The organism is Pseudomonas sp. G.S.17, assembly GCF_038096165.1.
Lineage (GTDB): Bacteria > Pseudomonadota > Gammaproteobacteria > Pseudomonadales > Pseudomonadaceae > Aquipseudomonas.
This window is the reverse complement of sequence record NZ_CP151076.1, coordinates 1,179,323-1,204,566: the sequence shown is the minus strand read 5'-3', so window position 1 is coordinate 1,204,566 and position 25,244 is coordinate 1,179,323. Positions and strand designations below refer to the sequence as shown.

The following is a 25,244-nucleotide window of genomic DNA, read 5'->3' as shown; positions in this document are numbered from 1 at the left end:
ACTTCTCAAACACGAAAAATTATCATTAGCGCGGAAGATGCCAGTTTTCAGCACTCACAGCAAGCGTACGAAATTTCCCATCAATCCACTTCAGCCGAGAACTAAAGTGCCAAAAGCCCAGTCAATTTATGCAGCCCCATAAAGCAGGTAGCCGATAATGGACAATCCTTTTCAACAGATCACTGACGCGTTCCACCCTGATTATCGGGTGAACCTGAGCATTCAAGGGCTCGACGGCAGCATCATGCTGACCCTGTCCAACGAATCCGGCGTTGTCGCCAAACGCTTGATCAGCGCCGCACAGCGCAACGATCCCAAGCGCCTGAACCGTTTGATTGAAAGCGTGCAATTTGGCATCGCGATCGAGCAAGGCCACAGCGCGATCAAGATCCTCGCGGCCATGACCGATGGCGACCTCAAGCAACTGGCACCGCCACCGATACGCAGCAACTGGTTGCGCGATCGTCCGCGATTGGCGGTAAGTGTTTAATGGCGTGTCATCGCGGTCGTGATGATGCGCAAGATTTCCACACCCACCTGATGTCCGATTCAGGCCCCGTGGCTGAGCCATTCCAGCGGGCCTGAACATCTTCTCGGCGTTTCTTGCGCCTCAGTTTTCGGCCCTGTCCTTGACCGATGGGTATTTCGACGACGCATATCGAACCACCAGAATCGAAAACGCCAGCAGCAATATCCCGCCACACAAATAAATGATCCCCAGGTCAGGCGCGTTGTGATGCGACACGTCGCCGATCAAGAGCCGGGTCAGCGCTGTGATCGCCACATAGAGCAGGAAGCGGATCGGCATGTGGTTGGTCTTGAAATAGATCCCCGTCATGGCACCCAGCTCAAGGTAGATAAACAGCAACAGAATATCGTCGACGCTGATACTGCCTTTTTCCAGCATGCCAATAAACGTCGTCACCGCCGCGTAAGCCGTGATCGCACCAATCCCGAACAGCGCCAGATAGTGAAAGGCTTCGACACAGAGATTGCCGAGCGAGTCGGCCTGGTCGTGCAGGTTCTTGCGCAGCTTCTCAGCCCATTTCAGTTCTGACATATCCAACACATCCTGTACAAAAATTAAGCAGCGGTTCCAGATTGGATGATGCTGCGTGCGCGTGACACTTTGATTTGCCTGAATACCAAGCAGGAACGAGGCCATTAGCTATGGTTGAGAGCGTGGCGGGTTGTCGCAAGACACATCCATGATTGAAAAAGATGTATGAAGGCCACTATCCAGCGCGAAAAAATTCGCCTATGCTAGGCACTGTATAAAAATACAGTAGTCGTTAAAGACAACTATCGTGAAGGCATGTGAGGTGGTGAATGGCCGTCGAAGTGGTATACCGCAGCAGCCGAGATCTGGAGCGTTTGTTCATGGATAAAGCCGAAGCTGATCGTCATGACAAAATGCTCGAACTCGCTGAGTTGCTGGCAGCAGTGTTGAACAAGGCCGTGCCTTCCCTGAGCGAAGCCCAGGTCGAAGAAGCCGGGATTTATATGGCGAAGAATCGCGATATTTTTGCCCGTGCATTCAAGAGTCAACCGGATGCGTTGAATGAACTGCTCAACGGTTCAGGGGCAGAATAAAGCCCGGTCCCCGTTGGAGCGCCGTCTGCTCGCTCCAACGGGGCCGGTGTTTGTTGCGTGACTATGCTCAGTCAGGTTTCTCCAGCTCATCCACCAACGCCCGGAAAAACCGCGCGGCTTCGCCGCCGGTAACAGCCCGGTGGTCGAAGGTCAGTGACAGCGGCAAAATCGGGTGCACCACCACTTCGCCGTTGAGCGCTACCGGCTCATCGCGAATCGCGCCCGCGCCAATGATCGCCACCTGTGGCGGGACCACGACCGGACTGGCGTAGCGGCCGAACAAGGTGCCGAAATTGGACAGGGTAATCGTCGCGCCCATCATTTCCTTCGGCGGGATCGACCGCGCCTGGACATCCGCTCGCAGCCGGCTCATGCCTTCTTTGAGATCGGCAGACTCGCGATTGCCCACATCGCGCAGGACCGGCACAAACAAGCCGTCTGGCGTGTCCACGGCAATGCCCAGATCGAGCTGTTGATGCTGTTTGATCGACAAGGATTTGCCATCGAACCAACTATTGAGAACCGGCTCCACTTTGCAGGCGGCGGCCATGGCTTTGCCGAGCCGGATCAACGGGTCGCGGGCTTGCGACCAGCGGTGCAGATCGGCATCGCCATAGATCGTCACCGGCACGACCTCCGCGTGGGACCTGGCCATGTTCAGCGCCATGCTGCGTCTGACGCCGCGCAGTTTTTCGCCGCCAAAACGGTCGCGGTCAGCTTGCGCTGCGCCCTCGACATCGGCACGGGTGATCAGGCCGTCATTACCCGAACCGCTCAACGCGCCGATGTCCACGCCCAATTGCCGCGCCAGTTGCCGGACCGCCGGTGTCGCTTTGGCAGCCAGATGCTCGCGGGTCGAAGGCGCGGCGCCGACGAAGAATTGATCATCCTGGCTGCCACCGCCTTCAAGACGCCCGACGACCGTACCCGCATCGCCCTCGCCTTCGAATGCCATCAAGGGTTCGCCCACATGCAGGATGTCGCCATCGCCGCCGTAGACCTTGGCGACCACGCCGTCATAAGGCGCGGGAATATCGACAATGGCCTTGGCGGTCTCCACTGAAACCATCAATTGATCGGCCTTGACCGTATCGCCCGCCTTGACGTGCCATTCGACGATTTCCGCTTCCTGCAAGCCTTCGCCCAGATCGGGCAGTTTGAAATATTTCATCGCAAGTCTCCTGAATCCGGGCCGTCAGGCAAAGTTGAGCACTTGATCGCAGGCGTGAAGAATGTCTTCCACGCCTGGAATGTACAGCTGCTCCAGTCGATACAGCGGCGGCGGAATATCCGGCGCCGTAACTCGCACGATGGGCGCCTGCAAATCCAGCAAGACCCGCTCGTAAAGACTGGCGGCGATCTCCGCACCGACGCCGCAGGAGCGTGGCGCTTCATGCACGATGACGCAGCGCCCGGTCTTGCGCACCGATGCTTCGAGGGTGTCCAGATCCAGCGGCTTGACGCAGGCCACGTCGATCACCTCCGCCGAGATGCCTTGTTCACTCAATGCAGCGGCGGCCTGCAAAGTTTCATGGACGCTCGCACCCCAACTGATCAGGGTTAAATCGCTGCCTTCGCGCAGGGTGAAACAGGTGTCCAGCGGCAGGCGCTTGCCGTCGTCGAGCAGCGCTTGCGGGTTCATGCGATACAGCCGGGTCGGCTCCAGGAAGATCACCGGATCAGGATCGTCGATGGCCGCCAGCAGCAGACCATAAGCCCGCGCCGGCGAGGACGGGATGACCACGCGCAGGCCGGGAATGTGAGCGAACAAAGCCTCGGTACTTTCGCTGTGATGTTCCGGCGCGCGAATGCCCGCGCCCATGGGCGAGCGCATGACCATCGGGCAACTCAGGCGTCCGCGAGTCCGGTTGCGCATGCGGCTGGCGTGGGAAACCAGGTGTTCCATGGCGGCATAGATAAAGCCCATGAACTGGATTTCCACCACCGGTTTCAATCCCTGTGCCGCCATGCCGATGACCAATCCGCCGAGCATGGTTTCCGCCAGCGGCGAATCGATCACCCGCTTGAAACCAAAACTGTCGCGCAGACCTTGTGTGGCGCGGAACACGCCGCCATTGACGCCAACGTCCTCACCCAGCACTACGACGTTTTCGTCTTCGGCCATGGCCCGATGCAGGGCAAGGTTGACCGCTTCCAGCAGGCTGACTTTTTCACTGGTCATGATGCTCACCTCCGGCGCGGCGTGCGGCCCGCTCAAGGAACCATTCACGCTGCTCGGCGAGTGCCGCCGGCCATTTGGCGTAGACGTGATCGATCACCGATTCCGGCGACTGAATACCGGCTGCGTCGAACGCATCAACCGCCTGCTGCACCAGCGCCTGGCATTCAGTGATGAGCGCCTGTTCGCGGCCTTCGTCCCAAATCCCCTGACTGGCCATGAACGATTGCAGGCGTTTGATCGGCTCTTCCAGCCAGGCCTGTTTCACTTCTTCAGCGGCCCGATAACGCGTAGCGTCATCCGCCGTAGTGTGATCGCCGAGCCGGTAGCTCAGGCATTCCAGCAGCACTGGCCCCTTGCCTTTGCGCGCACGTTCCAGGGCAATCTGCATGCGATCGTAGACGGCAAGAATGTCGTTTCCGTCGACTTGCTCGCCATGGAAGCCGGCACCGATGGCTTTTTGCGCCAGGGTTGGCGCGCCGCATTGCATGCGCCGGGGCACGGATATTGCCCACTGATTGTTGTTGATGACGAACACCACCGGCAATTGCCAGGCGCCCGCTACATTCAGCGCTTCGAGAAAATCACCCTTGCTGGTCGCGCCGTCGCCGCAAGTGGTCACGGCAACTCGATGCTCGCCGCGAATCTTGAACGCGCTGGCGACGCCGCAAGCATGCAACGCCTGAGTGGCAATCGGCACGCAGAGCGGGAAATCCTCAGCGACGGCTGGCTCGGCAAAATTGCTGCCGCGTTCGTCACCGCCCCAATACAAAAGGATTTCTTCCATGTGCACGCCACGCATCAACTGCACGGCAGTGTCGCGGTAATACGGGATAAGCACGTCTTCAGGATGCATGAGGCTGCCGATGGCAACGCCAATGGCTTCCTGACCAAGGGTCGGCGCGTAAGTGCCGATGCGCCCGGTCCGTTGCAGCGCTACGGCTTTTTGATCGAAGAGCCGGGTCAGGACCATTTGTCGGTAGAGACGGGTCAGGAGATTGAAGTCGTCGGCCCAGGGCGGCAGTTCACCTGTCAGACGACCATCCGGGGCAAGGTAACGGGTATACGCAACATTGAGCCTGGTGCTGGGCATTGCTTTCTCCTTACACGCGGGATACGCGTGCTACACGAAAACCTCGGCACTTGTGGCGACGAGGTTTTCAGGCGTCGGCAATCACCGGGTAAGGCGTGGGCCGACGTTCAAGAGGTGCTCCGCCAGCATGTCAGCGACCCGCGCGGGTGAGCGCTTTTCCGCCTGTGCGTGAGCGTAGACCTCAGTCAATCGTTGTCCGATCTGGGCAAGATGGGCGGTGATGGTGGAGAGGGTTTCCCCGCGATGTTGCAGGGCGACGTAGATGAGTCCGCCAGAATTGATCACATAGTCCGGCGCATACAGAATGCCGCGATTTTCCAGTTGGTCGGCGACCTGCAGGCTGGTCAGTTGATTGTTGGCCCCGCCCGCCACCGCCGCGCAACGTAGCTGCGCAACCGTTTTGCTGTTGAGCACCGCGCCCAGCCCGCAGGGTGCGAGGATGTCGCAAGGCGTGCTGAGCAGCGCTTCGCAGGCAATCGGATGGGCGCCAAACTGCTCCATTGCGAGCTGCACGCGTCCGCAGTCCAGATCGCTGACCAGCAAGTCGGCACCGGCCGCATGAAGTTGTTCGGCCAGGGCGTAACCCACATGCCCCAGGCCCTGAATGGCGACGCGCAGCCCTTCCAGATTGTCGCTGCCCAGACGCGCCATGGCCGTGGTCCGAATCCCGGCAAAAACGCCCATGGCGGTATGCGCCGAAGGATCGCCGGCTTCGGTGGTGCTGGTCACGTGTTGGGTGTGTTGCGCAATGCAGTCCATATCGGCACTGGAGGTTCCGCTGTCCACGGCCGTGATGTAGCGTCCGTCGAGGCTCTCGACGAAGCGTCCGAACGCCTCGAACAGAGCAGCGCGATCCGGTACATGTGCAGGACGCATGATGACCGCCTTGCCGCCACCTTGCGGAAGGCCCGCGAGGACCGCTTTGTAGCTCATGTTTCTAGCCAGACGGATGGCGTCCTCGATGGCGCTGTCTTCATCGGGATAGGCAAGATAACGACATCCACCCAAGGCAGGACCGCGCTGGCAATTGTCGATAGCGATCACCGCCTTCAGGCCGGTTTCGGGATCGACGACCAGATGCAGTGATTCGATGCGTGAACTGTGCATGAGAGCGAACATCGGCAGTGCTCCCGGAATACTTTTTTTCTAAGGCGATTATAGGCGCTGCTGGAAAAAATGATTGACCGCTGGTGCATGTGGATAAAACACATCCGCACTCACATTCGGCACTGGACGAAATCTGCGACGGGGGCTAAAACAAGTCATCGCTGCCAACAACATTCCAGTTGCCCGGATTCGGTCGGAGGGGTCAATGACGCCACGCCAGCATTGCCTGTCTAGCCTGCACCAAAGCCCTGGCGATGTGTTCGAGGCTGCGCTGTGGGTTTCGGCCGAACATGACCCAACGTTTCTTCCCCAGCAGCTGCGCGCCGAAATGGATCAATTGCAGCGCCAGGTAAACAACGCCCTTCCCTCGCTGCCGCCTTCCGAGCTGGCCCAACCCTTGTTGCGCCAACTCAACGCCATGGGGTTTGCCCAGGACGACTGGAACCCTCCTAAACCTGAATCGGCGCTGTTGCACAAAGTGGTGCAACGTCGTCGCGGCCAACCATTGGCCCTGGCGTTGATCGCCCTGGAAATCGCCAGACGACTGGATATCAAGCTGGAAGGGGTGAACTTCCCCGGGCATTTCCTGCTGCGGGTGCCCGGCGCCGACCATCTGCTGGACCCTTGTGGCGGACGACGGCTCTACCCGCAAGACTGCCGAGAGCTGCTGGTTCGCCAGTTCGGGCCAGACATGCAACTGCGCGCCGCGCACATGATTCGCGCGACGGACCTGAGCATGCTGCAACGGCTTTCGCGCAATCTTCGGCATCTGCATCAACTCAATGATGATCTGCTGGCGTCGCTTAAAGATGCTGATCGCGTGGTGGAACTGGGCCAGGCGACCACTGGCGATCATCTGGTCCGGGCCGGTCTGTATCACGCCCTGGAATGCCCGCAGGCCGAGCGATTTGATCTGGAACACGCGCTGCTGTTAAGCGACGATCCGCTGCAGCGCCTCAGGCTCGCCGAACGCTTGAGTCAGCTGCCATCGAGCAAAGCCATACACTGAGCCACCTGTGGCGACTGTTGCCGTGCATGCAACAGTTAATGTCGCAAACCACTGTTTTCTAATGCAATTAAACACTCTATTCTTGCCGGACTTTAAGCAAGCCGCTCAACTAACTTGTCTTGTTTACCCCATCGATTTTCGCTGGCGCGTTGCTGTCCCTGACGTGCCGGACTTTCAGAGTGTATCGACGTTGATTTTATAGCTCCTGGATCCACGTCTTGTTTAGCCGCTGTTAATACAGCGGCTTTTTTTTGCCCTCCGCCAAACTATGGCTTTGCGCCACTACACCTTCGATTTCAATTTGGGTGGCAGGAGTTCATCCTTGATCTTTTCGCCATTTTTTATGCGTTTGTTAAGGGCCATCGTCCCGTAACTGTCGCCTGTGGATGCAAACACCTGAAGATTTTTCATGACATGGACCGTCTTGATGTAGTCCGGCAACAACAGTTTCGAGTATTTGTCACCGGTCATTACTTTGGTCTGCATTTCATCGATACGTTTGGCGAAGAACTCCAGAGCATTGATCTTGATATCCGGGTGGGAGATTTTGCCGTCCTTGTCAAACTCCAGGGCCGCACGGCCCATTAGATCCGCAGTCAGATTATCGATCAGACCAAAAGCCAGAAGCTGTTTGCCAAAGTTTCCCAATTCTTCAGGGCTGACCTTTTCCGCATCAAAATCTTTGAATAAGGGTCGGAGTTTGCTTTGCTCCATGGCCATGGTATTGAGCGCGACGGGATTCTCGCCGATTTCCAACAAGATGCGATTGGTATCGGCACTGGTTTTTTTAATGGATGGGTCTTCCAGCCGTGGTTTGATAATGACTGGCGGCATTTCGGCGTATCGATTAACCATTCCCATGATGCTGCTCCTTTTACGTCGAATGAAGTATTCATCGAACATATCGGGAACTGGCCGGGCGACTTTATAGACAGAACACCTAACGGGTTAAATCCAGACGGGTACTACTTTCCATATGGAATATTCTTACGCCGAACAACGAAACTTCCTAATTATCAATTATTTAATCAGCCGTTTCGTTGCGCAATTAGATAGTTTTATTTAACCCATATACCTCTGCAGATTAGCCATCATTTCTTTCAGAGCCTCAACGTTATCCCCAGGATGCACTGCGCCCGCGAAATCACTAATGACTTGCCACTGCGCGGCGACGTCTTCCGGGCTGAACCCTGCATGAGGATCGAAGCCTGCGCCGAGGCTTCGCTCCCAGCGGACTTTGCCGATCCAGCCGCCGCCTACTTCGAACAAACCCGCGCTGTCCTGGCACTGTTCGCTGCCCAGATACACGACTAACGGGCTGATCAGTTCAGGCTTGAGCAACTCAAAGACATTGGGCGGGATCAGCCCTTCGGTCATTCGCGTGCCACCGGTTGGGGCGATGGCATTGACCAGGATGTTGTTCTTGCGACCTTCCAGGGCCAAGGTGCGTGTCAGGCCATATAGCCCCAACTTGGCCATGCCGTAATTGGATTGGCCGAAGTTGCCGTAGATACCGGAGGTCGAAGAGGTAAATATCACGCGGCCGTAATTTTGCTGGCGCAAATGAGGCCAGGCCGCATGCGTCACTTTATAAGCGCCCTCGACGTGCACGCGATAAACCAGATCCCAGTCGGTGTCTTCCATTTTGACGAAAGATTTATCGCGCAGGATTCCGGCGTTGTTCACCACGACGTCAATGCGACCGAAAGCGTCCAGAGCGTTCTGGACGATCTTGTCGCCATCGGTTACCGAATCGTGATTGGCCACCGCCGTGCCGCCCGCATCGCGGATCTCGCTGACCACTCGATCTGCCGCCGACGCGTTGGCGCCTTCCCCGCTGGCGGAACCGCCAAGATCGTTGACCACCACGCGAGCGCCATGGCGGGCAAACAGCAACGCATGAGCGCGCCCCAATCCGCCGCCAGCACCGGTGACGATCACTACTTTGTCGTCAAAATGGACAGGTTCACTCATGACTAGCTCCAGGAAAGGTCGGCAGCGACGCGCTCGCATCAGTGTCGTCCACCCGACTTCCAGTCACAATCAAACCAATCCTCGCTGAATAGTGCTCGATAATGCCGCTGGATGCGCCGCGTCTCGGGTCGCGCCCGCCGTCGCTTCTATCTCTATGGCAGCCCGGAACGCCAGATAGTGGCAAAGCACTAACGATGGCGCCTCCAATTGCGGGTAGTGACCGATGCCCTCCAGCAGCACGGTATCAGCGTCGGGGATCAGCTGCCGGTAGCGCTCGACCATATGCGCGCCTGAAATCGGGTCGACCGCCCCGTCAATCACTCTTAACGGCACGCCTCCCGTCTGCATGGCGCCCACCCAGCGTTCACGTTGCTCGATGCGCTCCGGGATATAACGAATCAGGCGATGCATGACTCGCTCACCCTTGTTGGCCGTGATCAGGCTCCACAGATCGTCCAGCTCACTTTCACTGGGAGCGGTGTCCGGACCGAAGATCCTGCTGAAGTTGTTGGCCAGACCGCTTCGATCGAACAACCGGCTGAATATCCAGCCCAGCGGACTCAGCAACAGTTTTTGCGCCAGGACCTTGCGGTGGGTTTCCGGAAACAGGCCGCCATTGAGGAATACGCAACTGGCCATCGCAAAGCGCCCCTCGTGATGACGAGCCAACAGCTCCTGGGCAACGCTGTCGCCGTAATCATGGGCCAGTACGTGAATCGGCCGCTCTTCATCCAGGTGCTGCAACAAGGCTTGTTGCACGTCAGCTTGCTGGATGAGGCTGTAAGCGTGGCGCGGCGGTTTGGCTGAGTCGCCGAAACCGAGCATGTCGCAGGCAATCACCCGATACCGAGTCGCCAAGGGTTGCCAGAGGAAATGCCAGTCCCAGCTGGCGGTCGGGAAACCGTGAATCAGCAACAAAGGCTCACCCTCGCCCGCCGTCCAATAACGAATGGCATGGCCCTTGAAGTCGAACGTCTGCCCACGGGTGCGCCAGATGCGCAGCGGTATCTCGGTCAGCGGCATTATTGCTTGTAACCCGCATCGGTCAGGTCGAGTTTGCGCAGCAATGCTGGCCAGGCAAGCGCGCCGCCCATGCCCTGGGCGCTTTTGGTCACGCCAGCCACCATGGCTTTCGCGCCCGAGAGAATCTGCCCATCGATGGTAATCAACTGCGCCCCGCCGCCTTGGGCCATGACCTGGATTTCGCAGGCGCGCTGGAAGATGAACATCATCAGGAAGGTATCGGCAATGCTCGCCGAACAGGTCAGCAGACCATGGTTTTGCAGCATCAGAAAATTCGTTTCGCCCAGATCGAACTGCAGGCGGGCCTTTTCCTCATGATTGAGGGCAACACCTTCGTACGGATGGTAAGAGAGGCTCGACAGAACAAACAGTGATTGCTGACTGATCGGCAAAATCCCCTGCTGCTGCGCTGATACCGCCACGCCCGCAGCGGTATGCGTGTGCAAGACGCAGGCGACGTCATGACGAACTTCATGGATCGCGCTGTGAATGGTGAAGCCGGCGGGATTGATCTCGTAAGGGCTGGCCATCAGCTTGTTGCCCGCCTGGTCGATCTTGACTAGATTCGATGCCGTGATCTCGTGGAACATCAAGCCGTAAGGATTGATCAGGAAATCATCAGTGCCCGGCACCTTGGCCGAGATGTGGGTAAAAATCAGATCGTCCCAGCCATGCAGCGCGACCAGACGGTAGCAGGCAGCAAGATCGACGCGGGTCTGCCATTCGGCCGGGCTGACCTGGTCTTTTACATTCAGTGGCGTATCGGCGGTGTGCAGAACTTGGGTAGGGTTCACGGCGGTTCCTCGGCATTCAGGGTGTACTCTGGATGCAAAGTTTAGCCATACCCGGCAAAACCGTCGGGGACCTGGCGGCCATTCTGACGGCTTAAAAGGCCAATTCGTCTTTACGGACGCTCGTCGCGCAGCTAACACCGGCCTCGTAGGAGCGAGGCTTGCCCGCGAAGAACGATGACGCGGTGGATCTGGGTCACCGCGGCGCCTGATTCGCGGGCAAGCCTCGCTCCAACGAGTCGCGTTTGATTCGCCTGAATCAGCGTTTCAGCAACTCGACGAACTGCGCGAGCCATGGCTCGGCGTCGGTCTCGGGCGTGACGCTTTCACTGGCATCCAGGCGCAGCATCTCCTGCACTTCAATGACGCCCAGTTCCGCGAACAACTCGCGGATCTGCTCGCCGCCGGCACAGAAGGTGTCCCCGTAACTGGCATCGCCCAGGCCAATGACACCGCCGGGCAAGCCGCGCCAGGCTGCCGGCAGCACATCGCGGATCTGCGAATAGACCGGCTGGATGTTGTCCGGCAGTTCCCCCATGCCGGTGGTCGACGTCACGAACAACAAGGCTTGCGGAGCGAAGGATTGCAAGCCTTCGAGGGTCACGCGCGGGTCTTGCAGAACCTCGAGACCGGCGTCGCGAAGGATTTTCCCGGCGTGTCGAGCGACTTCTTCAGCCGATCCATAGACAGAACCGGAAACGATGGCGACTTTCATGAATCATCCTGTATCAGCGGAAAAACGTCGGACATTATGCCTCAAGCCAGCCCATGACCTAGAATGCTGTCTTTGCTCCCTGCTTCGGAACTCTCCTCATGATCAATGCAAAACTGCTGCAACTGGTGGTGGACGCTTCCAATGACGGCATTGTCGTCGCCGAGCAGGAAGGTGAAGACAACATTCTGATCTATGCGAACAAGGCATTCGAAATGCTGACCGGCTATCCGGTGGACGACATCCTTTATCAGGATTGCCGCTTCCTCCAGGGCGATGATCGGCAACAGCCAGCGCTGGCAGCGATTCGCGAAGCCGTCCACAGCGGCCAGCCTTGCCGCCAGATTCTGCGTAATTACCGCAAGGACGGCACGCCGTTCTGGAACGAATTATCGATTACGCCGGTGCTCAATGAGGCCGACCAGCTCACCTATTTCATCGGCATTCAGAAAAACGTCACCAAACAGGTGGAGGCTCAACAGCGGGTGGTTGAGCTGGAGGTTGAATTGGCTATTGCCAAAGAGGAGATCGCCGCGTTAAAAAACCAGCTGAGTGCAACATAATCTGGAATTAATGGTCTGCTTCCCCAATAACCGGTTTTTTCGAGCCCCGAGATGCCCCACGACACCCTTCTCACCCAGGCTGAGCTGGATTTTATCCAGAACATGCAGCACAACCCCAAACTGAACGTGCGCGATGCGACACGCAGTTTGACGGTGAACGGTGGGATACACATTCAGGAATTGCTTACCCGTCTGGCGGCTCATGAGCAGGTGACGATCCAGGCGCAGTTTGCCAATCAGCAGATGACGTTCCCGCTGCATCTGGTGGAGGACGAGTTTCATGCCCTGCACCTGGAATTGGGCGCGCCGAGCATTTTCGAAGAAGGACCGCGCATACGTCCGTGGCGCCTGACACTGCAGGAGCCCATGCCGCTGGAAACCGAAAAAGGTACTCCGACGGCGTTATGGGTTCATGAGGTTTCGTTCAAAGGCGTACTGCTGGAAAACCGCCGCTCAACCAAACCGCCGAAGAACTTCTCCGCCTGGTTCGCGCCTGTCGGGCACGAGCCCATTTCCCTTCGTGGCACGTTCGAACGTCTCACCGAGTCGGGGCTTGCGGCGTATCGTCTGAGCCAGCGCAACAAGGAAGAGACCGAACGGCTGCGCCAGTACATCCTTGAGGAACACCAGCGCGTTCATCCAACCATGCATCGTTGATCGGTGCCGCAAAACCTTCCTGCACGCAATCACGTATCCAGATGCCCCTCGATAAACTGCCGCAAGCGCCGCTGCATGAAGCTGCCTTCGCTGCCGATGCACGCGACCGGCGACCCATCAAGACTTTCCTGCGCCAGATCGGCCCCTTCGCCAGCCAGCACCAGCGGGCAATCGAGTGCCAACGCCAGGCGTTTGAGTCGGCGCGGCAAATCAAGGGTCGGCGGGTGATTGCTGAACAGCACGACAGCCACCGGACGAACCTTGCCGCACACCAGCGTCAGTTCTTCCAGCGGCTGGCCCAGCGCCAGGACCTGAATATCGAAGTCAGGACTGCCCAGCAATAATCCCGCAACCCACAGCTCCAGCTCCCGACACTGCCCCGGCACGCCCGCGAGCACGACCTTCCTCTCGGTCAAACCATTGGACAATTGCTGGCGCTGCAAGGTACGGGCGCGCAGGAAGCTGTCCAGAAACAGCCACTCGCTCACCTGGCCGAAACGGTCGTGATGCAGCAACAATTCACGCCAGACCGGCAGCAAGATGTCCTGGAATACCACGGTCATCGGATAGCTGGAAAACACCTGGCCATAAAGTTGCTCCAGGCGGCGCTCGTCAAAGGAGCCAGCGGCCTGCCGCACTTGCGCCTGCCATTCGCCCCATTCGCCCAGCGCGATATCGCTCTCGGGGGCCACCGCCTGAATGCGCGCAGCCTGGGTCTTGGCGAGAATCTTGCTGACCTTGCTCACCGCCACGCCGCGTTCGATCCAGCCCAGAATGCTGCGCACCTCATCGATATCCGCCTGGGAATACAGGCGATGACCACTTTCGGTGCGGGTCGGCTGAATCAGGCCATAGCGCCTTTCCCACGCGCGCAACGTGACCGGATTGATGCCGGTCATGCGCGACACTTCACGGATCGGGAACAATTCTTCCTGCTTCAGATCTTGCTTGAGGCCGCTTGAATCGTGGCGGCCAGTGAGGGATTCAGTCATGACAGGGATCGCATGGAAACAGTGGGGCGCATTGTACGCCTGTGGACCAGTCTTTCGCTAAAACCCCTGCGGCTGGCACTGATACAGACGAAGTGATGAAACCCTATGGCTTATTTATGAATTTCAGGAATAATCCTTGCTTTCTAAAACGCGAAGCTGACGCAGCCCACTATCCCGGCGCTCCGTCATGTGACTTCCCTACCCGGGAATCTCACTCGTTTATCGGAGATACACAATGTCTACCACCCCCGTCACCTTGATGGTTGCTCGTCGCGTGGCCCATGGCCGCTACCAGGAACTCATGACCTGGCTGCATGAAGGCGAACAACTGGCCACCGACTTCCCCGGTTACCTGGGTTCGGGTGTCCTCGCGCCTCCGCCAGACGATAACGAATTCCAGATTATTTTCCGCTTCGCCAACGCTGAAACCATGCACGCCTGGGAGCATTCCGCCTCGCGAAGCTCCTGGTTGGTGCGCGGCAGCGGCCTGTTTGCGCAACCCTCGGAACATCGGGTCAGCGGTATCGACGGCTGGTTCGGTACAGTCGGTCAACGCCCGCCGCGCTGGAAACAGGCCGTGGCGATCTGGCTGGCGTTTTTTCCGGTCTCGCTGCTGTTCAATTTCGTGCTCAGCCCGCTGCTCAATGAGCTGCAACTGCTGCCGCGCGTGATGATCAGCACCTTGTTGCTGACGCCGCTGATGGTGTACTGGTTTATTCCGTTGTCGACGCATTTGCTGTCGTCGTGGCTGAACAGCACTCCGACACCTCGCACCTCCACGGAATCGGCTCACTCGCGGTGATCCCAACGCGCACAACATGTACAAGCATTATCTATTATGTACAGGTTTTGCGTAAGTTTTAGCGCCTATTCCCGCAGCCTTCCGCGCTGCAACCTCTCTTGCCCTAGCGTTATAGACAGGTGACCGGCGCGCCCCTGAATGGGCGCAGTTGTACAAGAGTAGCCATTGGTATAACTTTGCTGCAGCGAGCGGCCAGCAAAGGCCGACATCCAATGATTCCGACGTGCGAGCGCTCATGGCTTTGTCCCCTGCCCCGATCCTGATCACTGGCGCCAGTCAGCGCGTCGGGTTGCACTGCGCGCAACGCCTGTTGGCGGACGGCCAGCCAGTGATCATCAGCTACCGCAGCGAGCGCCCCGAAGTTGAGCAGCTGCGCGCGGCAGGCGCTGTTGCGATTCAGGGCGATTTTTCAGCCGAAGCGGGTGTCCTGCAATTCATCGCCGCCCTGAAAAGCCAGACTGACAGCCTGCGGGCCATCGTTCACAACGCTTCAGAATGGTTGGCGGAAACGCCTGGCGACGAGGCACAAGTCTTTACCCGGATGTTCAACGTCCATATGCTCGCGCCCTATTTGATCAATCTGCATTGCGAGCAGCTGTTGCATCGCTGCGAGGTCGCGGACATTATCCATATCAGCGATGACGTGACCCGCAAAGGGAGCAGCAAGCACATCGCTTATTGCGCCAGCAAAGCAGGACTCGACAGCCTGACCTTATCCTTCGCCGCCAGGTTCGCGCCGCGGATCAAGGTCAATGGTATCGCCCCGGCCCTGTTGATGTTTCAACCTCATGACGATTCGGTCTATCGCGCCAAAGCCCTGGCAAAATCGGCCATGGGCATTGAGCCCGGTCCCGAGGTGATTTACCAAAGCCTGCGTTACCTGCTGGATAACCCATATGTCACCGGCACAACCCTTACCGTAAACGGCGGACGGCACGTCAAGTAAGCTGCCCCGAGGATCCTTTTGATGAGCTCATCCCTGCCACAGCATTACCGCGAAATTCTCGTCGGTCTGGGCGAAAACCCTGACCGCGAAGGTCTGCTGGATACCCCGAAACGTGCCGCCAAGGCGATGCAATACCTGTGTCATGGCTACGCGCAGAGCGTCGAGGAAATCGTCAACGGTGCGCTGTTTGCCTCCGACAACGACGAAATGGTCATCGTCCAGGACATCGAGCTGTACTCGCTGTGCGAACACCATCTGCTGCCCTTCATCGGCAAGGCACATGTCGCCTACATCCCGACCGGCAAGGTGCTGGGGTTGTCCAAGATCGCCCGCCTGGTGGACATGTTCGCCCGCCGCCTGCAGATCCAGGAAAACCTGACCAGACAGATCGCCGACGCGATTCAGGAAGTCACCAATGCCGCCGGCGTGGCAGTGGTCATCGAAGCCAGACACATGTGCATGATGATGCGCGGCGTCGAGAAGCAGAACTCGACCATGAACACCTCGGTGATGCTCGGCGCATTCCGTGACTCGAGCACGACCCGTCTGGAATTCCTGCAATTGATCGGACGGAGCAGAAACTGATGGCAAGACTTGAACCAGGCACCGCGCGCATCCGGGTCAAGGACCTGTGCCTGCGCACCTTCATCGGCATCAACGAAGATGAAATCGTCAATAAACAGGACGTGCTGATCAACCTGACGATTCTTTATGCCGCTCAGCAAGCCGTGCGCGACAACGACATTGGCCACGCCTTGAATTACCGCACCATCACCAAGGCCATCATTCAGCATGTCGAAGGCAATCGCTTTGCCTTGCTGGAACGCCTGACCCAGGAAGTGCTGGATCTGGTGATGAGCCACGAGCCGGTGCTGTACGCCGAAGTCGAAGTCGACAAGCCCCATGCCTTGCGTTTCGCCGAGTCGGTGTCGATCACCCTCGCCGGGCAGCGCTGAAACTCTTATCATTGCGCCCTTAATTGCCTGCGAAGAGCCCATCATGACCCCGCAAGAACGCCTCGAACTCGAAGCCGCCGCCTTTCGCCGACTGGTTGCGCATCTGGACAGTCGCAAGGACGTGCAGAACATCGACCTGATGAACCTTTCCGGTTTCTGCCGCAACTGCCTGTCCAAATGGTACAAGGCCGCGGCGGACGAAAAGCACATCGACGTCAGCCTCGACGAAGCCCGCGAAGTGGTTTACGGCATGCCGTACAGCGAGTGGAAAGCTCAATACCAGCAAGAAGCCAGCGCCGAACAGCAAGCGGCGTTCGCCAAGGAACACAAGCATGACTGATCTGAACACCCTGCGCGCCAGTCTGGCGAGTGGCGAACATCTGTTTGCCGACACACTGGCCTTCATCGCGACCGGCTACGACTATCAGCCGCAAGCGTTCAGCAACGGCCCGGTTGAAAACGCGGCCGGGCAAAACGAAGGCTCGTGCAAAACCCTGGGCCTCGCGCTGCTGGAAGGTTTGAGCGATGAAGAGGCGTTGCTGGCATTTGGCGAGCATTACCGGTCGGTAAAAGCCACGCCAGACGGCAGCGACCACGGCAATATCCGCGCATTGATCGCCCATGGTCTGGCCGGGGTGAAGTTTACGGGCGAGCCGCTCACGCGTAAGGGCTGAGTCTTTTCACGAGCATCGTGGGAGCGAGCTTGCTCGCGAAGAGGCCGGTGCCATTGCGGCAAATCTTCATCGCCAGCACCAATGCCTTCGCGAGCAAGCTCGCTCCCACAGGTGGAATACGGTCATCTCGTGGGACCGGATTTATCCGGGAAGACATTGGTGCAGACAACACATCTGTGGCAGCTGTGGGTTGCCTCCAAACATAGAATCTCCCACACACAAGTCCGCAGTGGGAAAGCTGTAGTGTATCTGCCACAAAAAAAACCGGCCTGAGCCGGTTTTTTAATGCCGCAAAACGCTATCAGAACGAGGCGTTGGCCAGGCCGTCCAGATACCGTTCAACGTCCAGTGCTGCCATGCAACCGGCACCGGCAGAGGTAATTGCCTGACGGTAAACGTGGTCAGCCACGTCGCCCGCAGCGAAGACACCTTCCACGCTGGTAGCAGTCGCGTTGCCTTCACGGCCGCCCTGCACAACCATATAGCCATCTTTCAACGCTAGCTGACCTTCGAACAACGAAGTGTTCGGCGTATGGCCGATCGCGATGAATACGCCATCGACTTTCAGCTCATCGCTGCTGCCATCGTTGTTCTTCAAACGAGCGCCGGTCACACCCATCTTGTCACCCAGGACTTCGTCCAGCGTGGCGTTAAGCTTGAGTTCGATCTTGCCTTCGGCAACCCGTGCGTGCAGCTTGTCGATCAGGATCTTCTCGGCGCGGAACGTTTCGCGGCGGTGTACCAAAGTCACTTTGCTGGCGATGTTGGCCAGATACAGCGCTTCTTCAACAGCGGTATTACCACCGCCGACCACGGCCACTTCACGGTTGCGATAGAAGAAACCGTCACAGGTTGCACAGGCTGAAACGCCTTTACCCATGAACGCTTCTTCGGACGGCAGGCCCAGATAACGAGCGCTGGCGCCGGTGGCAATGATCAAGGCGTCGCAGGTGTAAGTGCCGTTGTCACCCTTGAGGCTGAACGGCTTGCCGGCCAGATCGACCGCATTGATGTGGTCAAACACGATCTCGGTTTCAAAACGCTCGGCATGCTCACGCATACGATCCATCAGCGCCGGTCCGGTCAGGCCGTGGGGATCGCCGGGCCAGTTGTCGACTTCAGTGGTGGTGGTCAACTGACCGCCAGACTGCATGCCGGTAATCAGCAAAGGCTTGAGGTTGGCGCGCGCGGCATACACCGCAGCGCTATAACCGGCAGGGCCGGAGCCGAGAATAATCACTCGGGAATGACGTACATCAGACATGACACACTCCTATCGACCGACCATCTATGCCGTGGTCGGAACGGCTGGAATAAAAAAGGACCACCGAAAGCACTTGGGGAAGGCTCACAACACGGCAGCCCTGAAAAGTCTGTGGCTGCGACCGAAGTCGCAGCGACGGATTACAGGCTGGTAGCGTTTTGCGCCAGGTAATCAGCTACGCCTTGAGCGTCGGCTTTCATGCCTTTTTGACCTGGACGCCAGCCGGCAGGGCACACTTCGCCATGCTCTTCAGTGAACTGTAGCGCTTCCACCAGACGAACCATGTCATCTACATCACGACCCAACGGCAGATTGTTCACAACCTGGTGCTGAACCACGCCTTCACGGTCGATCAGGAACGAGGCACGAAGGGCAACGCCATCATCGTGTTCGATGCCGTAGGCGCGAGTGATTTCGTGCTTGACGTCGGCAACCATGGCGAACTGAACTTCACCAATGCCGCCCTTCTCCACCGGCGTGCTGCGCCAGGCGTAATGAGTAAACTGCGAATCGATGGAAACGCCAACCACTTCAACGCCCAGATCGCGGAATTTAGCGATGCGGTTGTTGTGGGCGATGATCTCCGATGGGCAAACGAAGGTGAAATCCAGCGGCCAGAAAAACAGCACCACGTATTTACCGCGCAGCGAAGAAAGCTTGAAGCTGTCGACGATGGAACCATCGCCCAATACGGCCGCTGCGTCGAAGTCCGGTGCCTGCTTGTTAACCAGTACGCTCATGAAGTCTCCCGGGAGGTTCAGATTTAATAGGAAAGGGTTGATAAGTTGGCGTGCAGCTTATCGAGGGTGCCAAGATTAAGGAAATATCGTTTCACAATCCACCTCATAGCCGGGGTCTATACAGAGGCGTTGCCGCTTTCACCCCTGCGCCAAAGCCGGTAAGGTCGGCGGGTTTACCACTGATCGGAGGCTGCCATGCCTGCTCCTGCTCTCTCAGGCCCGCAATACCTGCGCGAAGGCCTGAAACTGATCCTCAGCCCCGGCTTGCGCCTGTTTGTCCTGCTTCCTCTGGGCATCAACTTGTTACTGTTTATTGGCCTGATCTATCTGGCCATGCATCAATTCGGCATGTGGGTTGATGCGTTCATGCCCGAGCTGCCTGGCTGGCTGAGCTTCCTCGATTACATCCTGTGGCCGCTGTTCGTCACGTTAGTGGTGCTGATGGTGTTCTTCACCTTCACCATGATCGCCAACGTCATCGCCGCGCCGTTCAATGGTTTCCTGGCGGAAAAAGTCGAAGTCGTGCTGCGCGGCACCGACGACTTCCCGGCCTTCAGTTGGGGCGAACTGGTCGCGATGGTGCCGCGCACCTTTGGCCGGGAAATGCGCAAACTGGGGTATTTTCTGCCACGCGCCATCGGGCTGTTCATCCTGTCATTCATTCCGGTCGTCAACCTCGTCGCCGCGCCGCTGTGGCTGCTGTTCGGCGTCTGGATGATGGCCATCCAGTACATCGACTACCCGGCGGATAACCACAAACTGGGCTGGAACGAAATGCTCGCCTGGTTGCGCTCCAAGCGCTGGCAGAGCCTGAGCTTCGGCGGGATTGTGTATCTGGTGCTGCTGATCCCGGTGGTCAACCTGCTGATGATGCCGGCAGCCGTTGCCGGAGCGACCTTGTTCTGGGTGCGTGAGCGCGGGGCTGAGGCGTTGCTTCCCAAGATACGCTGAATCGATAAGAGGCTCTGAACACTCAGGGCCCTCTTAATGTGAGGGGCGAAAATTCTCCGCTGCAGGCAAAAATTTGCCGCATCTTCGCTGATGAGAGATTCGGCAAACGTCACGTTTTCTACATGACCATACGGATATCCGCGTATATATAAACCGACATTTGCTGGCTTTCATATTCAGTAACAATCGCACGTCCAATTCTGGCACCTGCTTTGCTTATTATCATTACCCACAACAATAAAATGATATGGCAATGCAAAACACTATAAATTCAGCAACCCTCACTCTTGATAGCGGTATAGGCAAATCTGTATCAGGAACTTCTGTTAATTCAACAAAAATTAGCGATATTGATAGAAGCTTTGCAGACACACTAAAGAGCATGACGACTGACGCGCCTCAAACATCACCAATGCGCAATACGAAAGTGACAGACTTGTATGAATGGTTGGTCGAGGGAGGAGCACAAGATCCCGAGTGGGCCAATGAATCTGCCTGTCTGTACGGATGCGAATACATTGATACTCCGATGTTATACGTCGGCGATTGGCCAATCATAAGGATCGCGGCAACCGGAGAAATTTTCACCCCGGAAAAAGAGGCCTACTTCAAACAAATTGCTGATCTTTACCATGAGGGACGGGTAAAGCTATACGAAAACGAATTCGCCAAGGGCACGCCTCCCTCGGAAATCCTCAAGAAAATATTTGAGTACAACGACACCTTACCCGATGAATTCCGAAAAATGTCAGGATGGCTGCAACCCTAAGCCGCGAGTGCTTAGGCGGTGCGGGTGCATCCACTCGCACCGCTCTTAACCTCGCCGAGGTATTACCAGTTTACTGTCAAGCTTCCTTTTAAACCCCACTCAGGATTAAATGGACGCCCCCTGCTTGTCACTAAAAAGTAAAATGGCAATGCAGCATCACCACGACCAAATCCGCTACTGGAGCCGGAATTCTGCAAGGAAACATCCTTACAGATATTAGTCGCCACTTGACATAACTTAACATTATATCCTTGACGAGACGGCGTCCAACTCCAGCTTACACTCCTTACTTTTACCCTATCTGGAGCATCAAGGCTAAAGGGAATATTAACCCGATGTGTTTCACCTGACGAATAAATATAAGGGAACTCAACCTCAGAAAAGTACTGACCGGCTATAGTACCCTGCGAGATCGTCAACAGCACTGTTAACGCTCCTACATCCAACGCCTTACGTCTAAAATTATTGTTAGAAAATTTCATCTTTTAAGTTTCCTGCGTAGTCATTTTTTAAGAACGACCTCATTGGAGGTCAAACTTTAATATCGAATGGTTAAATTCGAAATCTGACGTCATCCAGAAAACATTCCGCATCAACACTACAAAGTCATATAAAACCACTTACGGAAACGCCTTACTCCCGCTTCGGAAAAAAGGCATAGAACCGCGTAGTCCTTTGAATCAAATCACTAACAATCAAATCAATCAAAACTGCTAAACGCCGTGCCAAGGGATCAAAACCCACCGTCACAAATCCATCATCCCACCGCCACATAACCGAAATCATCGCGGCCGACACTGGCTCTATGAGCACATCCATGCGTATCACCTTCATTACCGAAACCTTCGCTCCCGAAATCAATGGCGTTGCCAATACCCTGGCGCGGTTGTGTGAGGGGTTGCGCCTGCTGGGCCACAGAATCGAGTTGGTGCGGCCTCGGCAGAGCCAGGATGAGCGGCCGGCGGCGGAAGATGTGGTGCTGACACGCGGCTGGCCGATTCCGGGCTATCCGGGTCTGCAATGGGGGCATTCGTCGATGCACAAGTTGCTGCGCCGCTGGCAGCGGCAGCGGCCGGACGTGCTCTACATCGCCACCGAGGGCCCACTGGGATTATCAGCGCTCAGGGCTGCGAGGCGGTTGGGGATTGCCGTGGTCAGTGGCTTTCATACCAACTTCGCGCAATACACCCATCAATACGGCCTGGGTTGCATCGCTCGCCTGCTCACCCACTATCTGCGTTGGTTCCACAACCGTTCCCGAGTGACGCTGGTGCCGAGTATCAGCCAGAAAATGGAGCTTGAGCGGCGCGGCTTCGAGCGTATCGAATTGTTGTCCAGGGGCGTCGACAGCCAGTTGTTTCATCCTTCGCGACGTTCCCAGGCCCTGCGCGAACGCTGGGGCCTGCAAGCCGGTGACACAGCGGTGCTGCACGTGGGCAGGCTTGCGCCGGAGAAAAACCTGGGCTTGCTCAAGTCGACCTTTGAAGCGCTGAAAAGCCGATACCCGCGACGGCATTTGAAGTTGATCGTGGTCGGCGACGGCCCTGAGCGTGGCATGCTTGAAGGGCAAATACCCGAGGCGATTTTTTGCGGCACGCAGCGTGGCGAAGAGCTGGCGACACATTACGCGTCGGCCGATGTGTTTCTCTTTCCCAGCATGACCGAAACGTTTGGCAATGTGGTGCTGGAAGCGCTGGCCTCGGGCCTCGGTGTCGTGGCGTACGACGAAGCGGCAGCCGGCCAGCACATTCGTCACGGCCATAACGGCGCGCTGGCAATGCCGGGGGATGAGGAAGCGTTCATTGACGCGGCCTGCTGGCTACTCGACGACAGCGAAACCCTGCGCCGCGTGCGCCTCAACGCCCGCCAACACGCGAGTCGCCAAGGCTGGGGCGCGATCATCGATCTGTTCGAGCGCCAACTTCGCAACGCCTGTGCAGTCCCTGAGTTACAGGCAGTCCCGCACGTTCAACGCTGACGTTACCCACGCAAATCCGGCCGCGTGGCGAACGTCAGCAATCTGTTCAGACCAACGTAGTCAGCGCCTCGCGGCTGAACGGCAGGATGTCCTGCTCGCGGCCGTCACGCACCTTCACGGCCCAGTCAGGATCAACCAACAAGGCGCGGCCCACTGCTACCAGATCAAACTCGTCGTCACCCAGTCGCTGCAAGAGATTTTCCAGACTTGCCGGCTGCGCGATCTTGTCGGTGTTGACCATGAACTGCAGGAATTCGCCATCAAGCCCGACACTGCCAACGGTGATCGTTGGCTTGCCGGTGAGTTTGCGGGTCCAGCCGGCGAGATTGAGCTCAGAACCTTCAAATTCAGGCTCCCAGAAACGGCGTGTCGAACAGTGGAAAATATCCACGCCCGCGTCGGACAGCGGCTTGAGGAATTCCGCCAAAGCTTCGGGCGTCTGCACCAGACGTGCACTGTAATCCTGCTGCTTCCACTGGGAAAAACGGAAGATGATCGGATAGTCGCTGCCTACCGCCGCGCGCACGGCCTCGATCAGTTCGACGGCGAAACGCGAGCGATTGGCCAGGCTGCCACCGTATTCATCGGTGCGCTGGTTGGTCCCTTCCCAAAAAAACTGATCCACCAGATAGCCGTGAGCGCCGTGGATCTCCACGCCATCCATGCCAATGGCCTGCGCATCTTTGGCGGCCTGGGCGAATGCGCCGATCACCTCGTCGATATCCTCCTTGCTCATGCCGTGGACCACGACATTGCCATCCTTGAGTTTTTCCATCGGACCGTAAGCCGGAACGCTGCCATCCGGTTCGGTGCCCAAACGGCGAACAGCGCCCACATGCCAGAGCTGAGGAACGATCTTGCCGCCTTCGCCATGCACCGCTTCAACCACTTTTTTCCAACCAGCCAAGGGTGCGTCACCAAAAAACTGCGGCACATTCGGATAACCGTTGGAGGCCTTGTGGTTGATGGTCGTGCCTTCGGTAATGATCAAGCCAACGCCTGCCGCTGCGCGCCGGCGGTAGTACTCAATGACCTTGGAGTTCGGCACATGACCTGGGGAAAAGGAACGCGTCATCGGCGCCATGACAACCCGCGACGACAAACTCAAGCTGCCTAACTGGAAGGGTTTGAACAGGGCTTTTACGGGCATGCAGATGTCCTCGGACGAATGAGTGGTCTCCAGACGTCGCGTGATTCGGACTGTCTGTGGAAACGCAGGTACTGACAAAGAGCGGCGTCCAGCATAAAGCCCTCCAGGAGCGGCAGCCCATTACTATTGATCTGAGTGATTGTGCAATAGAAGGGTCAGGACAGACCCTGAGACAGGATGAATCGGCCGGGTAAACGAAGCTGTCACCCGGCGAAGCGCTTGAGTCAGGCCAGGGCCTTTTCAATTGCAGTGATGACTGCAGGATCATCCGGTGCGGTACGAGGCGAGAAACGCGCAAGCACGCGGCCATCCTTGCCCACCAGGAATTTTTCGAAGTTCCAGGTGATGTCGCCCGGAAACTCCGCGCCTTCACCCGCCAACAGGCGATACAGCGAATGACGATGCTGGCCGTTCACTTCAAGCTTGTCAGCCAAGGGGAACGTCACGCCATAGTTGAGGCTGCAGAATTCCTGAATCTCCTGCTGGGTGCCCGGTTCCTGGCCCGCAAACTGGTTGCAGGGCAAGCCCAGCACACTGAAGCCTTTATCCTTGTACTGCTGATAGAGGTTTTCGAGCGCCGCATATTGAGGCGTCAAACCGCATTTGGAAGCCACATTGACGACCAGAACCACTCGCCCCTTGAACGGCGAGAGCGGCAGTTCCTGGCCATCCAGAGCTTTCAGTTTCAAGTCGTGAAAAGCACTCATGACAACTTCCTTATGACAGCGGACTAAAAAAGGCGCCTCACCAGGCGGCACAGAACATGATGTTCTCGCTGAACCTGCCAAAGCGCCTTGCCAGCTTTGTGAGCTTAGCAGCACAAATCAGTGGTGATGGCCGCCTTCGCCATGCACGTGACCGTGAGCGACTTCTTCCTGACTGGCGTCACGGATATCTACGATCTTTACTTCGAAGTTCAGACGCTGACCGGCCAACGGGTGGTTGCCGTCAACGGTGACATCGTCGCCATCCAGGTCGCGAATGGTCACGATCTGCATGCTGCCGTCCGGGCCGGATGCGTGGAACTGCATGCCGACTTCCAGTTCGTCAACGCCTTCAAACATGCTGCGGCTCAGCGTGCTGACCAGTTCTGCGGAGTATTCGCCGTAGGCGTCTTCCGGTTCGATGGACACTTTCAGTTCGTCACCGACGTTTTTGCCATCCAGAGCCTTTTCCAGGCCCGGAATGATATTACCTGCACCTTGCAGGTAGACCAGCGGCGCGCCACCGGCGGAGCTGTCGATGACCTCACCAGCGTCGTTGGTCAGGGTATAGTCGATGGAGACAGCCTTATTGGCGGCGATCGGCATGAGGGCAAGAC

At 57.4% G+C, this 25,244-nt stretch carries 32 protein-coding genes; 14 read left to right on the top strand and 18 right to left on the bottom strand.

Annotated features, from left to right (window positions below):
• Positions 1-157 precede the first annotated feature (157 nt).
• On the top strand, positions 158-490 hold the full coding sequence (locus AABC73_RS05425; protein ID WP_065833216.1) for a DUF3509 domain-containing protein: 333 nt from the start codon (positions 158-160) through the stop codon (positions 488-490).
• Between the two features lie 120 nt (positions 491-610).
• Here the strand turns inward: AABC73_RS05425 and AABC73_RS05420 are convergent, their stop codons facing one another.
• Positions 611-1,060, bottom strand: coding sequence for a phosphate-starvation-inducible PsiE family protein (locus tag AABC73_RS05420; protein ID WP_341522757.1), 450 nt, complete (start codon positions 1,058-1,060; stop codon positions 611-613).
• Between the two features lie 269 nt (positions 1,061-1,329).
• Here AABC73_RS05420 and AABC73_RS05415 point away from each other — a divergent pair, with 269 nt between their 5' ends.
• Positions 1,330-1,593, top strand: a complete 264-nt coding sequence (locus AABC73_RS05415) for a YebG family protein (protein WP_020294416.1) — start codon at positions 1,330-1,332, stop codon at positions 1,591-1,593.
• A 67-nt stretch (positions 1,594-1,660) separates the two neighbouring features.
• On the opposite strand, the gene AABC73_RS05410 is transcribed toward AABC73_RS05415, so the two are convergent.
• The 4 genes from AABC73_RS05410 to AABC73_RS05395 all read right to left on the bottom strand — a co-directional run bounded on the left by AABC73_RS05410 (position 1,661) and on the right by AABC73_RS05395 (position 5,984).
• On the bottom strand, positions 1,661-2,764 hold the full coding sequence (locus AABC73_RS05410) for a dihydrolipoamide acetyltransferase family protein (protein WP_341522756.1): 1,104 nt from the start codon (positions 2,762-2,764) through the stop codon (positions 1,661-1,663).
• A 24-nt stretch (positions 2,765-2,788) separates the two neighbouring features.
• A complete protein-coding gene (locus AABC73_RS05405) occupies positions 2,789-3,775 on the bottom strand; it encodes an alpha-ketoacid dehydrogenase subunit beta (protein WP_341522755.1) in 987 nt (328 codons plus the stop codon).
• Positions 3,765-4,865: a pyruvate dehydrogenase (acetyl-transferring) E1 component subunit alpha gene (pdhA, locus tag AABC73_RS05400; protein ID WP_341522754.1), complete on the bottom strand. Its 1,101-nt coding sequence runs from the start codon at positions 4,863-4,865 to the stop codon at positions 3,765-3,767. The genes AABC73_RS05405 and pdhA overlap by 11 nt, the downstream gene beginning before the upstream one ends.
• An 81-nt stretch (positions 4,866-4,946) precedes the next feature.
• A complete protein-coding gene (locus AABC73_RS05395; RefSeq protein ID WP_341522753.1) occupies positions 4,947-5,984 on the bottom strand; it encodes a Glu/Leu/Phe/Val dehydrogenase dimerization domain-containing protein in 1,038 nt (345 codons plus the stop codon).
• A gap of 193 nt (positions 5,985-6,177) precedes the next feature.
• Here AABC73_RS05395 and AABC73_RS05390 point away from each other — a divergent pair, with 193 nt between their 5' ends.
• Positions 6,178-6,981, top strand: coding sequence for a transglutaminase family protein (locus AABC73_RS05390; protein WP_341522752.1), 804 nt, complete (start codon positions 6,178-6,180; stop codon positions 6,979-6,981).
• Positions 6,982-7,263: 282 nt separating this feature from the next.
• Here AABC73_RS05390 and AABC73_RS05385 read toward each other — a convergent pair whose 3' ends face one another.
• The 5 genes from AABC73_RS05385 to AABC73_RS05365 form a co-directional block, all read right to left on the bottom strand.
• Positions 7,264-7,842 (bottom strand): hypothetical protein, encoded by a 579-nt coding sequence (locus AABC73_RS05385; protein ID WP_341522751.1) that lies wholly within the window; start codon positions 7,840-7,842, stop codon positions 7,264-7,266.
• A 201-nt stretch (positions 7,843-8,043) separates the two neighbouring features.
• Positions 8,044-8,955, bottom strand: a complete 912-nt coding sequence (locus tag AABC73_RS05380; protein ID WP_341522749.1) for an SDR family oxidoreductase — start codon at positions 8,953-8,955, stop codon at positions 8,044-8,046.
• A 69-nt stretch (positions 8,956-9,024) separates the two neighbouring features.
• The gene (locus AABC73_RS05375; RefSeq protein ID WP_341522748.1) at positions 9,025-9,978 is read right to left on the bottom strand and encodes an alpha/beta hydrolase; all 954 of its coding nucleotides are present in this window, start codon (positions 9,976-9,978) and stop codon (positions 9,025-9,027) included.
• Positions 9,978-10,754 carry a class II aldolase/adducin family protein gene (locus AABC73_RS05370; RefSeq protein WP_341524178.1) on the bottom strand — a complete coding sequence of 259 codons (777 nt, stop codon included), beginning with the start codon at positions 10,752-10,754 and terminating at the stop codon, positions 9,978-9,980. Before AABC73_RS05370 ends, AABC73_RS05375 begins: the two co-directional genes overlap by 1 nt.
• Positions 10,755-11,028: 274 nt before the next feature.
• Complete coding sequence (locus AABC73_RS05365) at positions 11,029-11,484, bottom strand: flavodoxin (RefSeq protein ID WP_341522747.1); 456 nt, start codon at positions 11,482-11,484, stop codon at positions 11,029-11,031.
• Between the two features lie 98 nt (positions 11,485-11,582).
• Between AABC73_RS05365 and AABC73_RS05360 the strand changes: the two genes are divergently transcribed.
• Both AABC73_RS05360 and AABC73_RS05355 read left to right on the top strand, forming a co-directional pair.
• Positions 11,583-12,044: a PAS domain-containing protein gene (locus tag AABC73_RS05360; RefSeq protein ID WP_341522746.1), complete on the top strand. Its 462-nt coding sequence runs from the start codon at positions 11,583-11,585 to the stop codon at positions 12,042-12,044.
• A 51-nt stretch (positions 12,045-12,095) separates the two neighbouring features.
• The gene (locus tag AABC73_RS05355; protein ID WP_341522745.1) at positions 12,096-12,701 is read left to right on the top strand and encodes a hypothetical protein; all 606 of its coding nucleotides are present in this window, start codon (positions 12,096-12,098) and stop codon (positions 12,699-12,701) included.
• 29 nt (positions 12,702-12,730) lie between these two features.
• Here AABC73_RS05355 and AABC73_RS05350 read toward each other — a convergent pair whose 3' ends face one another.
• Complete coding sequence (locus AABC73_RS05350) at positions 12,731-13,693, bottom strand: MerR family transcriptional regulator (RefSeq protein ID WP_341522744.1); 963 nt, start codon at positions 13,691-13,693, stop codon at positions 12,731-12,733.
• Positions 13,694-13,928: 235 nt separating this feature from the next.
• Here AABC73_RS05350 and AABC73_RS05345 point away from each other — a divergent pair, with 235 nt between their 5' ends.
• The 6 genes from AABC73_RS05345 (at position 13,929) to AABC73_RS05320 (ending at position 17,071) form a co-directional block, all read left to right on the top strand.
• Positions 13,929-14,495 carry an antibiotic biosynthesis monooxygenase gene (locus AABC73_RS05345; RefSeq protein WP_341522743.1) on the top strand — a complete coding sequence of 189 codons (567 nt, stop codon included), beginning with the start codon at positions 13,929-13,931 and terminating at the stop codon, positions 14,493-14,495.
• Positions 14,496-14,730: 235 nt separating this feature from the next.
• On the top strand, positions 14,731-15,441 hold the full coding sequence (gene folM / locus AABC73_RS05340) for a dihydromonapterin reductase (protein WP_341522742.1): 711 nt from the start codon (positions 14,731-14,733) through the stop codon (positions 15,439-15,441).
• A gap of 21 nt (positions 15,442-15,462) precedes the next feature.
• Positions 15,463-16,026: a GTP cyclohydrolase I FolE gene (gene folE / locus AABC73_RS05335; RefSeq protein WP_020294432.1), complete on the top strand. Its 564-nt coding sequence runs from the start codon at positions 15,463-15,465 to the stop codon at positions 16,024-16,026.
• The gene (gene folX, locus AABC73_RS05330; RefSeq protein WP_341522741.1) at positions 16,026-16,397 is read left to right on the top strand and encodes a dihydroneopterin triphosphate 2'-epimerase; all 372 of its coding nucleotides are present in this window, start codon (positions 16,026-16,028) and stop codon (positions 16,395-16,397) included. Before folE ends, folX begins: the two co-directional genes overlap by 1 nt.
• A 43-nt stretch (positions 16,398-16,440) precedes the next feature.
• Positions 16,441-16,737, top strand: coding sequence for a DUF1244 domain-containing protein (locus AABC73_RS05325; RefSeq protein WP_020294434.1), 297 nt, complete (start codon positions 16,441-16,443; stop codon positions 16,735-16,737).
• On the top strand, positions 16,730-17,071 hold the full coding sequence (locus tag AABC73_RS05320; protein ID WP_341522740.1) for a HopJ type III effector protein: 342 nt from the start codon (positions 16,730-16,732) through the stop codon (positions 17,069-17,071). Before AABC73_RS05325 ends, AABC73_RS05320 begins: the two co-directional genes overlap by 8 nt.
• Before the next feature lie 301 nt (positions 17,072-17,372).
• On the opposite strand, the gene trxB is transcribed toward AABC73_RS05320, so the two are convergent.
• Both trxB and AABC73_RS05310 read right to left on the bottom strand, forming a co-directional pair.
• Positions 17,373-18,335: a thioredoxin-disulfide reductase gene (trxB, locus tag AABC73_RS05315; protein WP_331151962.1), complete on the bottom strand. Its 963-nt coding sequence runs from the start codon at positions 18,333-18,335 to the stop codon at positions 17,373-17,375.
• A 140-nt stretch (positions 18,336-18,475) separates the two neighbouring features.
• Entirely contained in the window at positions 18,476-19,075 is a 600-nt protein-coding gene (locus tag AABC73_RS05310) for a peroxiredoxin (protein ID WP_020294438.1), read from the bottom strand.
• A gap of 195 nt (positions 19,076-19,270) precedes the next feature.
• On the opposite strand from AABC73_RS05310, the gene cysZ reads away from it, so the two are divergent.
• Together cysZ and AABC73_RS05300 are read left to right on the top strand one after the other, a co-directional pair.
• The gene (cysZ, locus tag AABC73_RS05305; protein ID WP_341522739.1) at positions 19,271-20,026 is read left to right on the top strand and encodes a sulfate transporter CysZ; all 756 of its coding nucleotides are present in this window, start codon (positions 19,271-19,273) and stop codon (positions 20,024-20,026) included.
• 253 nt (positions 20,027-20,279) lie between these two features.
• Entirely contained in the window at positions 20,280-20,795 is a 516-nt protein-coding gene (locus AABC73_RS05300) for a hypothetical protein (protein ID WP_341522738.1), read from the top strand.
• Positions 20,796-20,857: 62 nt separating this feature from the next.
• On the opposite strand, the gene AABC73_RS05295 is transcribed toward AABC73_RS05300, so the two are convergent.
• The gene (locus AABC73_RS05295) at positions 20,858-21,277 is read right to left on the bottom strand and encodes a hypothetical protein (protein ID WP_341522737.1); all 420 of its coding nucleotides are present in this window, start codon (positions 21,275-21,277) and stop codon (positions 20,858-20,860) included.
• Positions 21,278-21,428: 151 nt separating this feature from the next.
• Positions 21,429-21,614, bottom strand: a complete 186-nt coding sequence (locus AABC73_RS05290; RefSeq protein ID WP_341522736.1) for a hypothetical protein — start codon at positions 21,612-21,614, stop codon at positions 21,429-21,431.
• Here AABC73_RS05290 and AABC73_RS05285 point away from each other — a divergent pair.
• Complete coding sequence (locus AABC73_RS05285) at positions 21,601-22,773, top strand: glycosyltransferase family 1 protein (RefSeq protein WP_341522735.1); 1,173 nt, start codon at positions 21,601-21,603, stop codon at positions 22,771-22,773. The genes AABC73_RS05290 and AABC73_RS05285 overlap by 14 nt on opposite strands.
• Before the next feature lie 46 nt (positions 22,774-22,819).
• On the opposite strand, the gene AABC73_RS05280 is transcribed toward AABC73_RS05285, so the two are convergent.
• The 3 genes from AABC73_RS05280 to AABC73_RS05270 all read right to left on the bottom strand — a co-directional run bounded on the left by AABC73_RS05280 (position 22,820) and on the right by AABC73_RS05270 (position 25,233).
• Positions 22,820-23,929, bottom strand: coding sequence for an NADH:flavin oxidoreductase (locus AABC73_RS05280; protein ID WP_341524177.1), 1,110 nt, complete (start codon positions 23,927-23,929; stop codon positions 22,820-22,822).
• A gap of 218 nt (positions 23,930-24,147) precedes the next feature.
• Positions 24,148-24,630: a glutathione peroxidase gene (locus AABC73_RS05275; RefSeq protein WP_331151967.1), complete on the bottom strand. Its 483-nt coding sequence runs from the start codon at positions 24,628-24,630 to the stop codon at positions 24,148-24,150.
• Positions 24,631-24,747: 117 nt separating this feature from the next.
• Positions 24,748-25,233, bottom strand: a complete 486-nt coding sequence (locus AABC73_RS05270) for a peptidylprolyl isomerase (protein ID WP_341522734.1) — start codon at positions 25,231-25,233, stop codon at positions 24,748-24,750.
• Positions 25,234-25,244: the final 11 nt, after the last annotated feature.

Excerpts from the sequence above, each read along its gene's own strand:
- AABC73_RS05425 (WP_065833216.1), top strand. The coding sequence starts at position 158 with ATGGACAATCCTTTTCAACAGATCACTGACGCGTTCCACCCTGATTAT.
- AABC73_RS05420 (WP_341522757.1), bottom strand. The coding sequence starts at position 1,060 with ATGTCAGAACTGAAATGGGCTGAGAAGCTGCGCAAGAACCTGCACGAC.
- AABC73_RS05415 (WP_020294416.1), top strand. The coding sequence starts at position 1,330 with ATGGCCGTCGAAGTGGTATACCGCAGCAGCCGAGATCTGGAGCGTTTG.
- AABC73_RS05410 (WP_341522756.1), bottom strand. The coding sequence starts at position 2,764 with ATGAAATATTTCAAACTGCCCGATCTGGGCGAAGGCTTGCAGGAAGCG.
- AABC73_RS05405 (WP_341522755.1), bottom strand. The coding sequence starts at position 3,775 with ATGACCAGTGAAAAAGTCAGCCTGCTGGAAGCGGTCAACCTTGCCCTG.
- pdhA (WP_341522754.1), bottom strand. The coding sequence starts at position 4,865 with ATGCCCAGCACCAGGCTCAATGTTGCGTATACCCGTTACCTTGCCCCG.
- AABC73_RS05395 (WP_341522753.1), bottom strand. The coding sequence starts at position 5,984 with ATGTTCGCTCTCATGCACAGTTCACGCATCGAATCACTGCATCTGGTC.
- AABC73_RS05390 (WP_341522752.1), top strand. The coding sequence starts at position 6,178 with ATGACGCCACGCCAGCATTGCCTGTCTAGCCTGCACCAAAGCCCTGGC.
- AABC73_RS05385 (WP_341522751.1), bottom strand. The coding sequence starts at position 7,842 with ATGGGAATGGTTAATCGATACGCCGAAATGCCGCCAGTCATTATCAAA.
- AABC73_RS05380 (WP_341522749.1), bottom strand. The coding sequence starts at position 8,955 with ATGAGTGAACCTGTCCATTTTGACGACAAAGTAGTGATCGTCACCGGT.
- AABC73_RS05375 (WP_341522748.1), bottom strand. The coding sequence starts at position 9,978 with ATGCCGCTGACCGAGATACCGCTGCGCATCTGGCGCACCCGTGGGCAG.
- AABC73_RS05365 (WP_341522747.1), bottom strand. The coding sequence starts at position 11,484 with ATGAAAGTCGCCATCGTTTCCGGTTCTGTCTATGGATCGGCTGAAGAA.
- AABC73_RS05360 (WP_341522746.1), top strand. The coding sequence starts at position 11,583 with ATGATCAATGCAAAACTGCTGCAACTGGTGGTGGACGCTTCCAATGAC.
- AABC73_RS05355 (WP_341522745.1), top strand. The coding sequence starts at position 12,096 with ATGCCCCACGACACCCTTCTCACCCAGGCTGAGCTGGATTTTATCCAG.
- AABC73_RS05350 (WP_341522744.1), bottom strand. The coding sequence starts at position 13,693 with ATGACTGAATCCCTCACTGGCCGCCACGATTCAAGCGGCCTCAAGCAA.
- AABC73_RS05345 (WP_341522743.1), top strand. The coding sequence starts at position 13,929 with ATGTCTACCACCCCCGTCACCTTGATGGTTGCTCGTCGCGTGGCCCAT.
- folM (WP_341522742.1), top strand. The coding sequence starts at position 14,731 with ATGGCTTTGTCCCCTGCCCCGATCCTGATCACTGGCGCCAGTCAGCGC.
- folE (WP_020294432.1), top strand. The coding sequence starts at position 15,463 with ATGAGCTCATCCCTGCCACAGCATTACCGCGAAATTCTCGTCGGTCTG.
- folX (WP_341522741.1), top strand. The coding sequence starts at position 16,026 with ATGGCAAGACTTGAACCAGGCACCGCGCGCATCCGGGTCAAGGACCTG.
- AABC73_RS05325 (WP_020294434.1), top strand. The coding sequence starts at position 16,441 with ATGACCCCGCAAGAACGCCTCGAACTCGAAGCCGCCGCCTTTCGCCGA.
- AABC73_RS05320 (WP_341522740.1), top strand. The coding sequence starts at position 16,730 with ATGACTGATCTGAACACCCTGCGCGCCAGTCTGGCGAGTGGCGAACAT.
- trxB (WP_331151962.1), bottom strand. The coding sequence starts at position 18,335 with ATGTCTGATGTACGTCATTCCCGAGTGATTATTCTCGGCTCCGGCCCT.
- AABC73_RS05310 (WP_020294438.1), bottom strand. The coding sequence starts at position 19,075 with ATGAGCGTACTGGTTAACAAGCAGGCACCGGACTTCGACGCAGCGGCC.
- cysZ (WP_341522739.1), top strand. The coding sequence starts at position 19,271 with ATGCCTGCTCCTGCTCTCTCAGGCCCGCAATACCTGCGCGAAGGCCTG.
- AABC73_RS05300 (WP_341522738.1), top strand. The coding sequence starts at position 20,280 with ATGCAAAACACTATAAATTCAGCAACCCTCACTCTTGATAGCGGTATA.
- AABC73_RS05295 (WP_341522737.1), bottom strand. The coding sequence starts at position 21,277 with ATGAAATTTTCTAACAATAATTTTAGACGTAAGGCGTTGGATGTAGGA.
- AABC73_RS05285 (WP_341522735.1), top strand. The coding sequence starts at position 21,601 with ATGAGCACATCCATGCGTATCACCTTCATTACCGAAACCTTCGCTCCC.
- AABC73_RS05290 (WP_341522736.1), bottom strand. The coding sequence starts at position 21,614 with ATGGATGTGCTCATAGAGCCAGTGTCGGCCGCGATGATTTCGGTTATG.
- AABC73_RS05275 (WP_331151967.1), bottom strand. The coding sequence starts at position 24,630 with ATGAGTGCTTTTCACGACTTGAAACTGAAAGCTCTGGATGGCCAGGAA.
- AABC73_RS05270 (WP_341522734.1), bottom strand. The coding sequence starts at position 25,233 with ATGCCGATCGCCGCCAATAAGGCTGTCTCCATCGACTATACCCTGACC.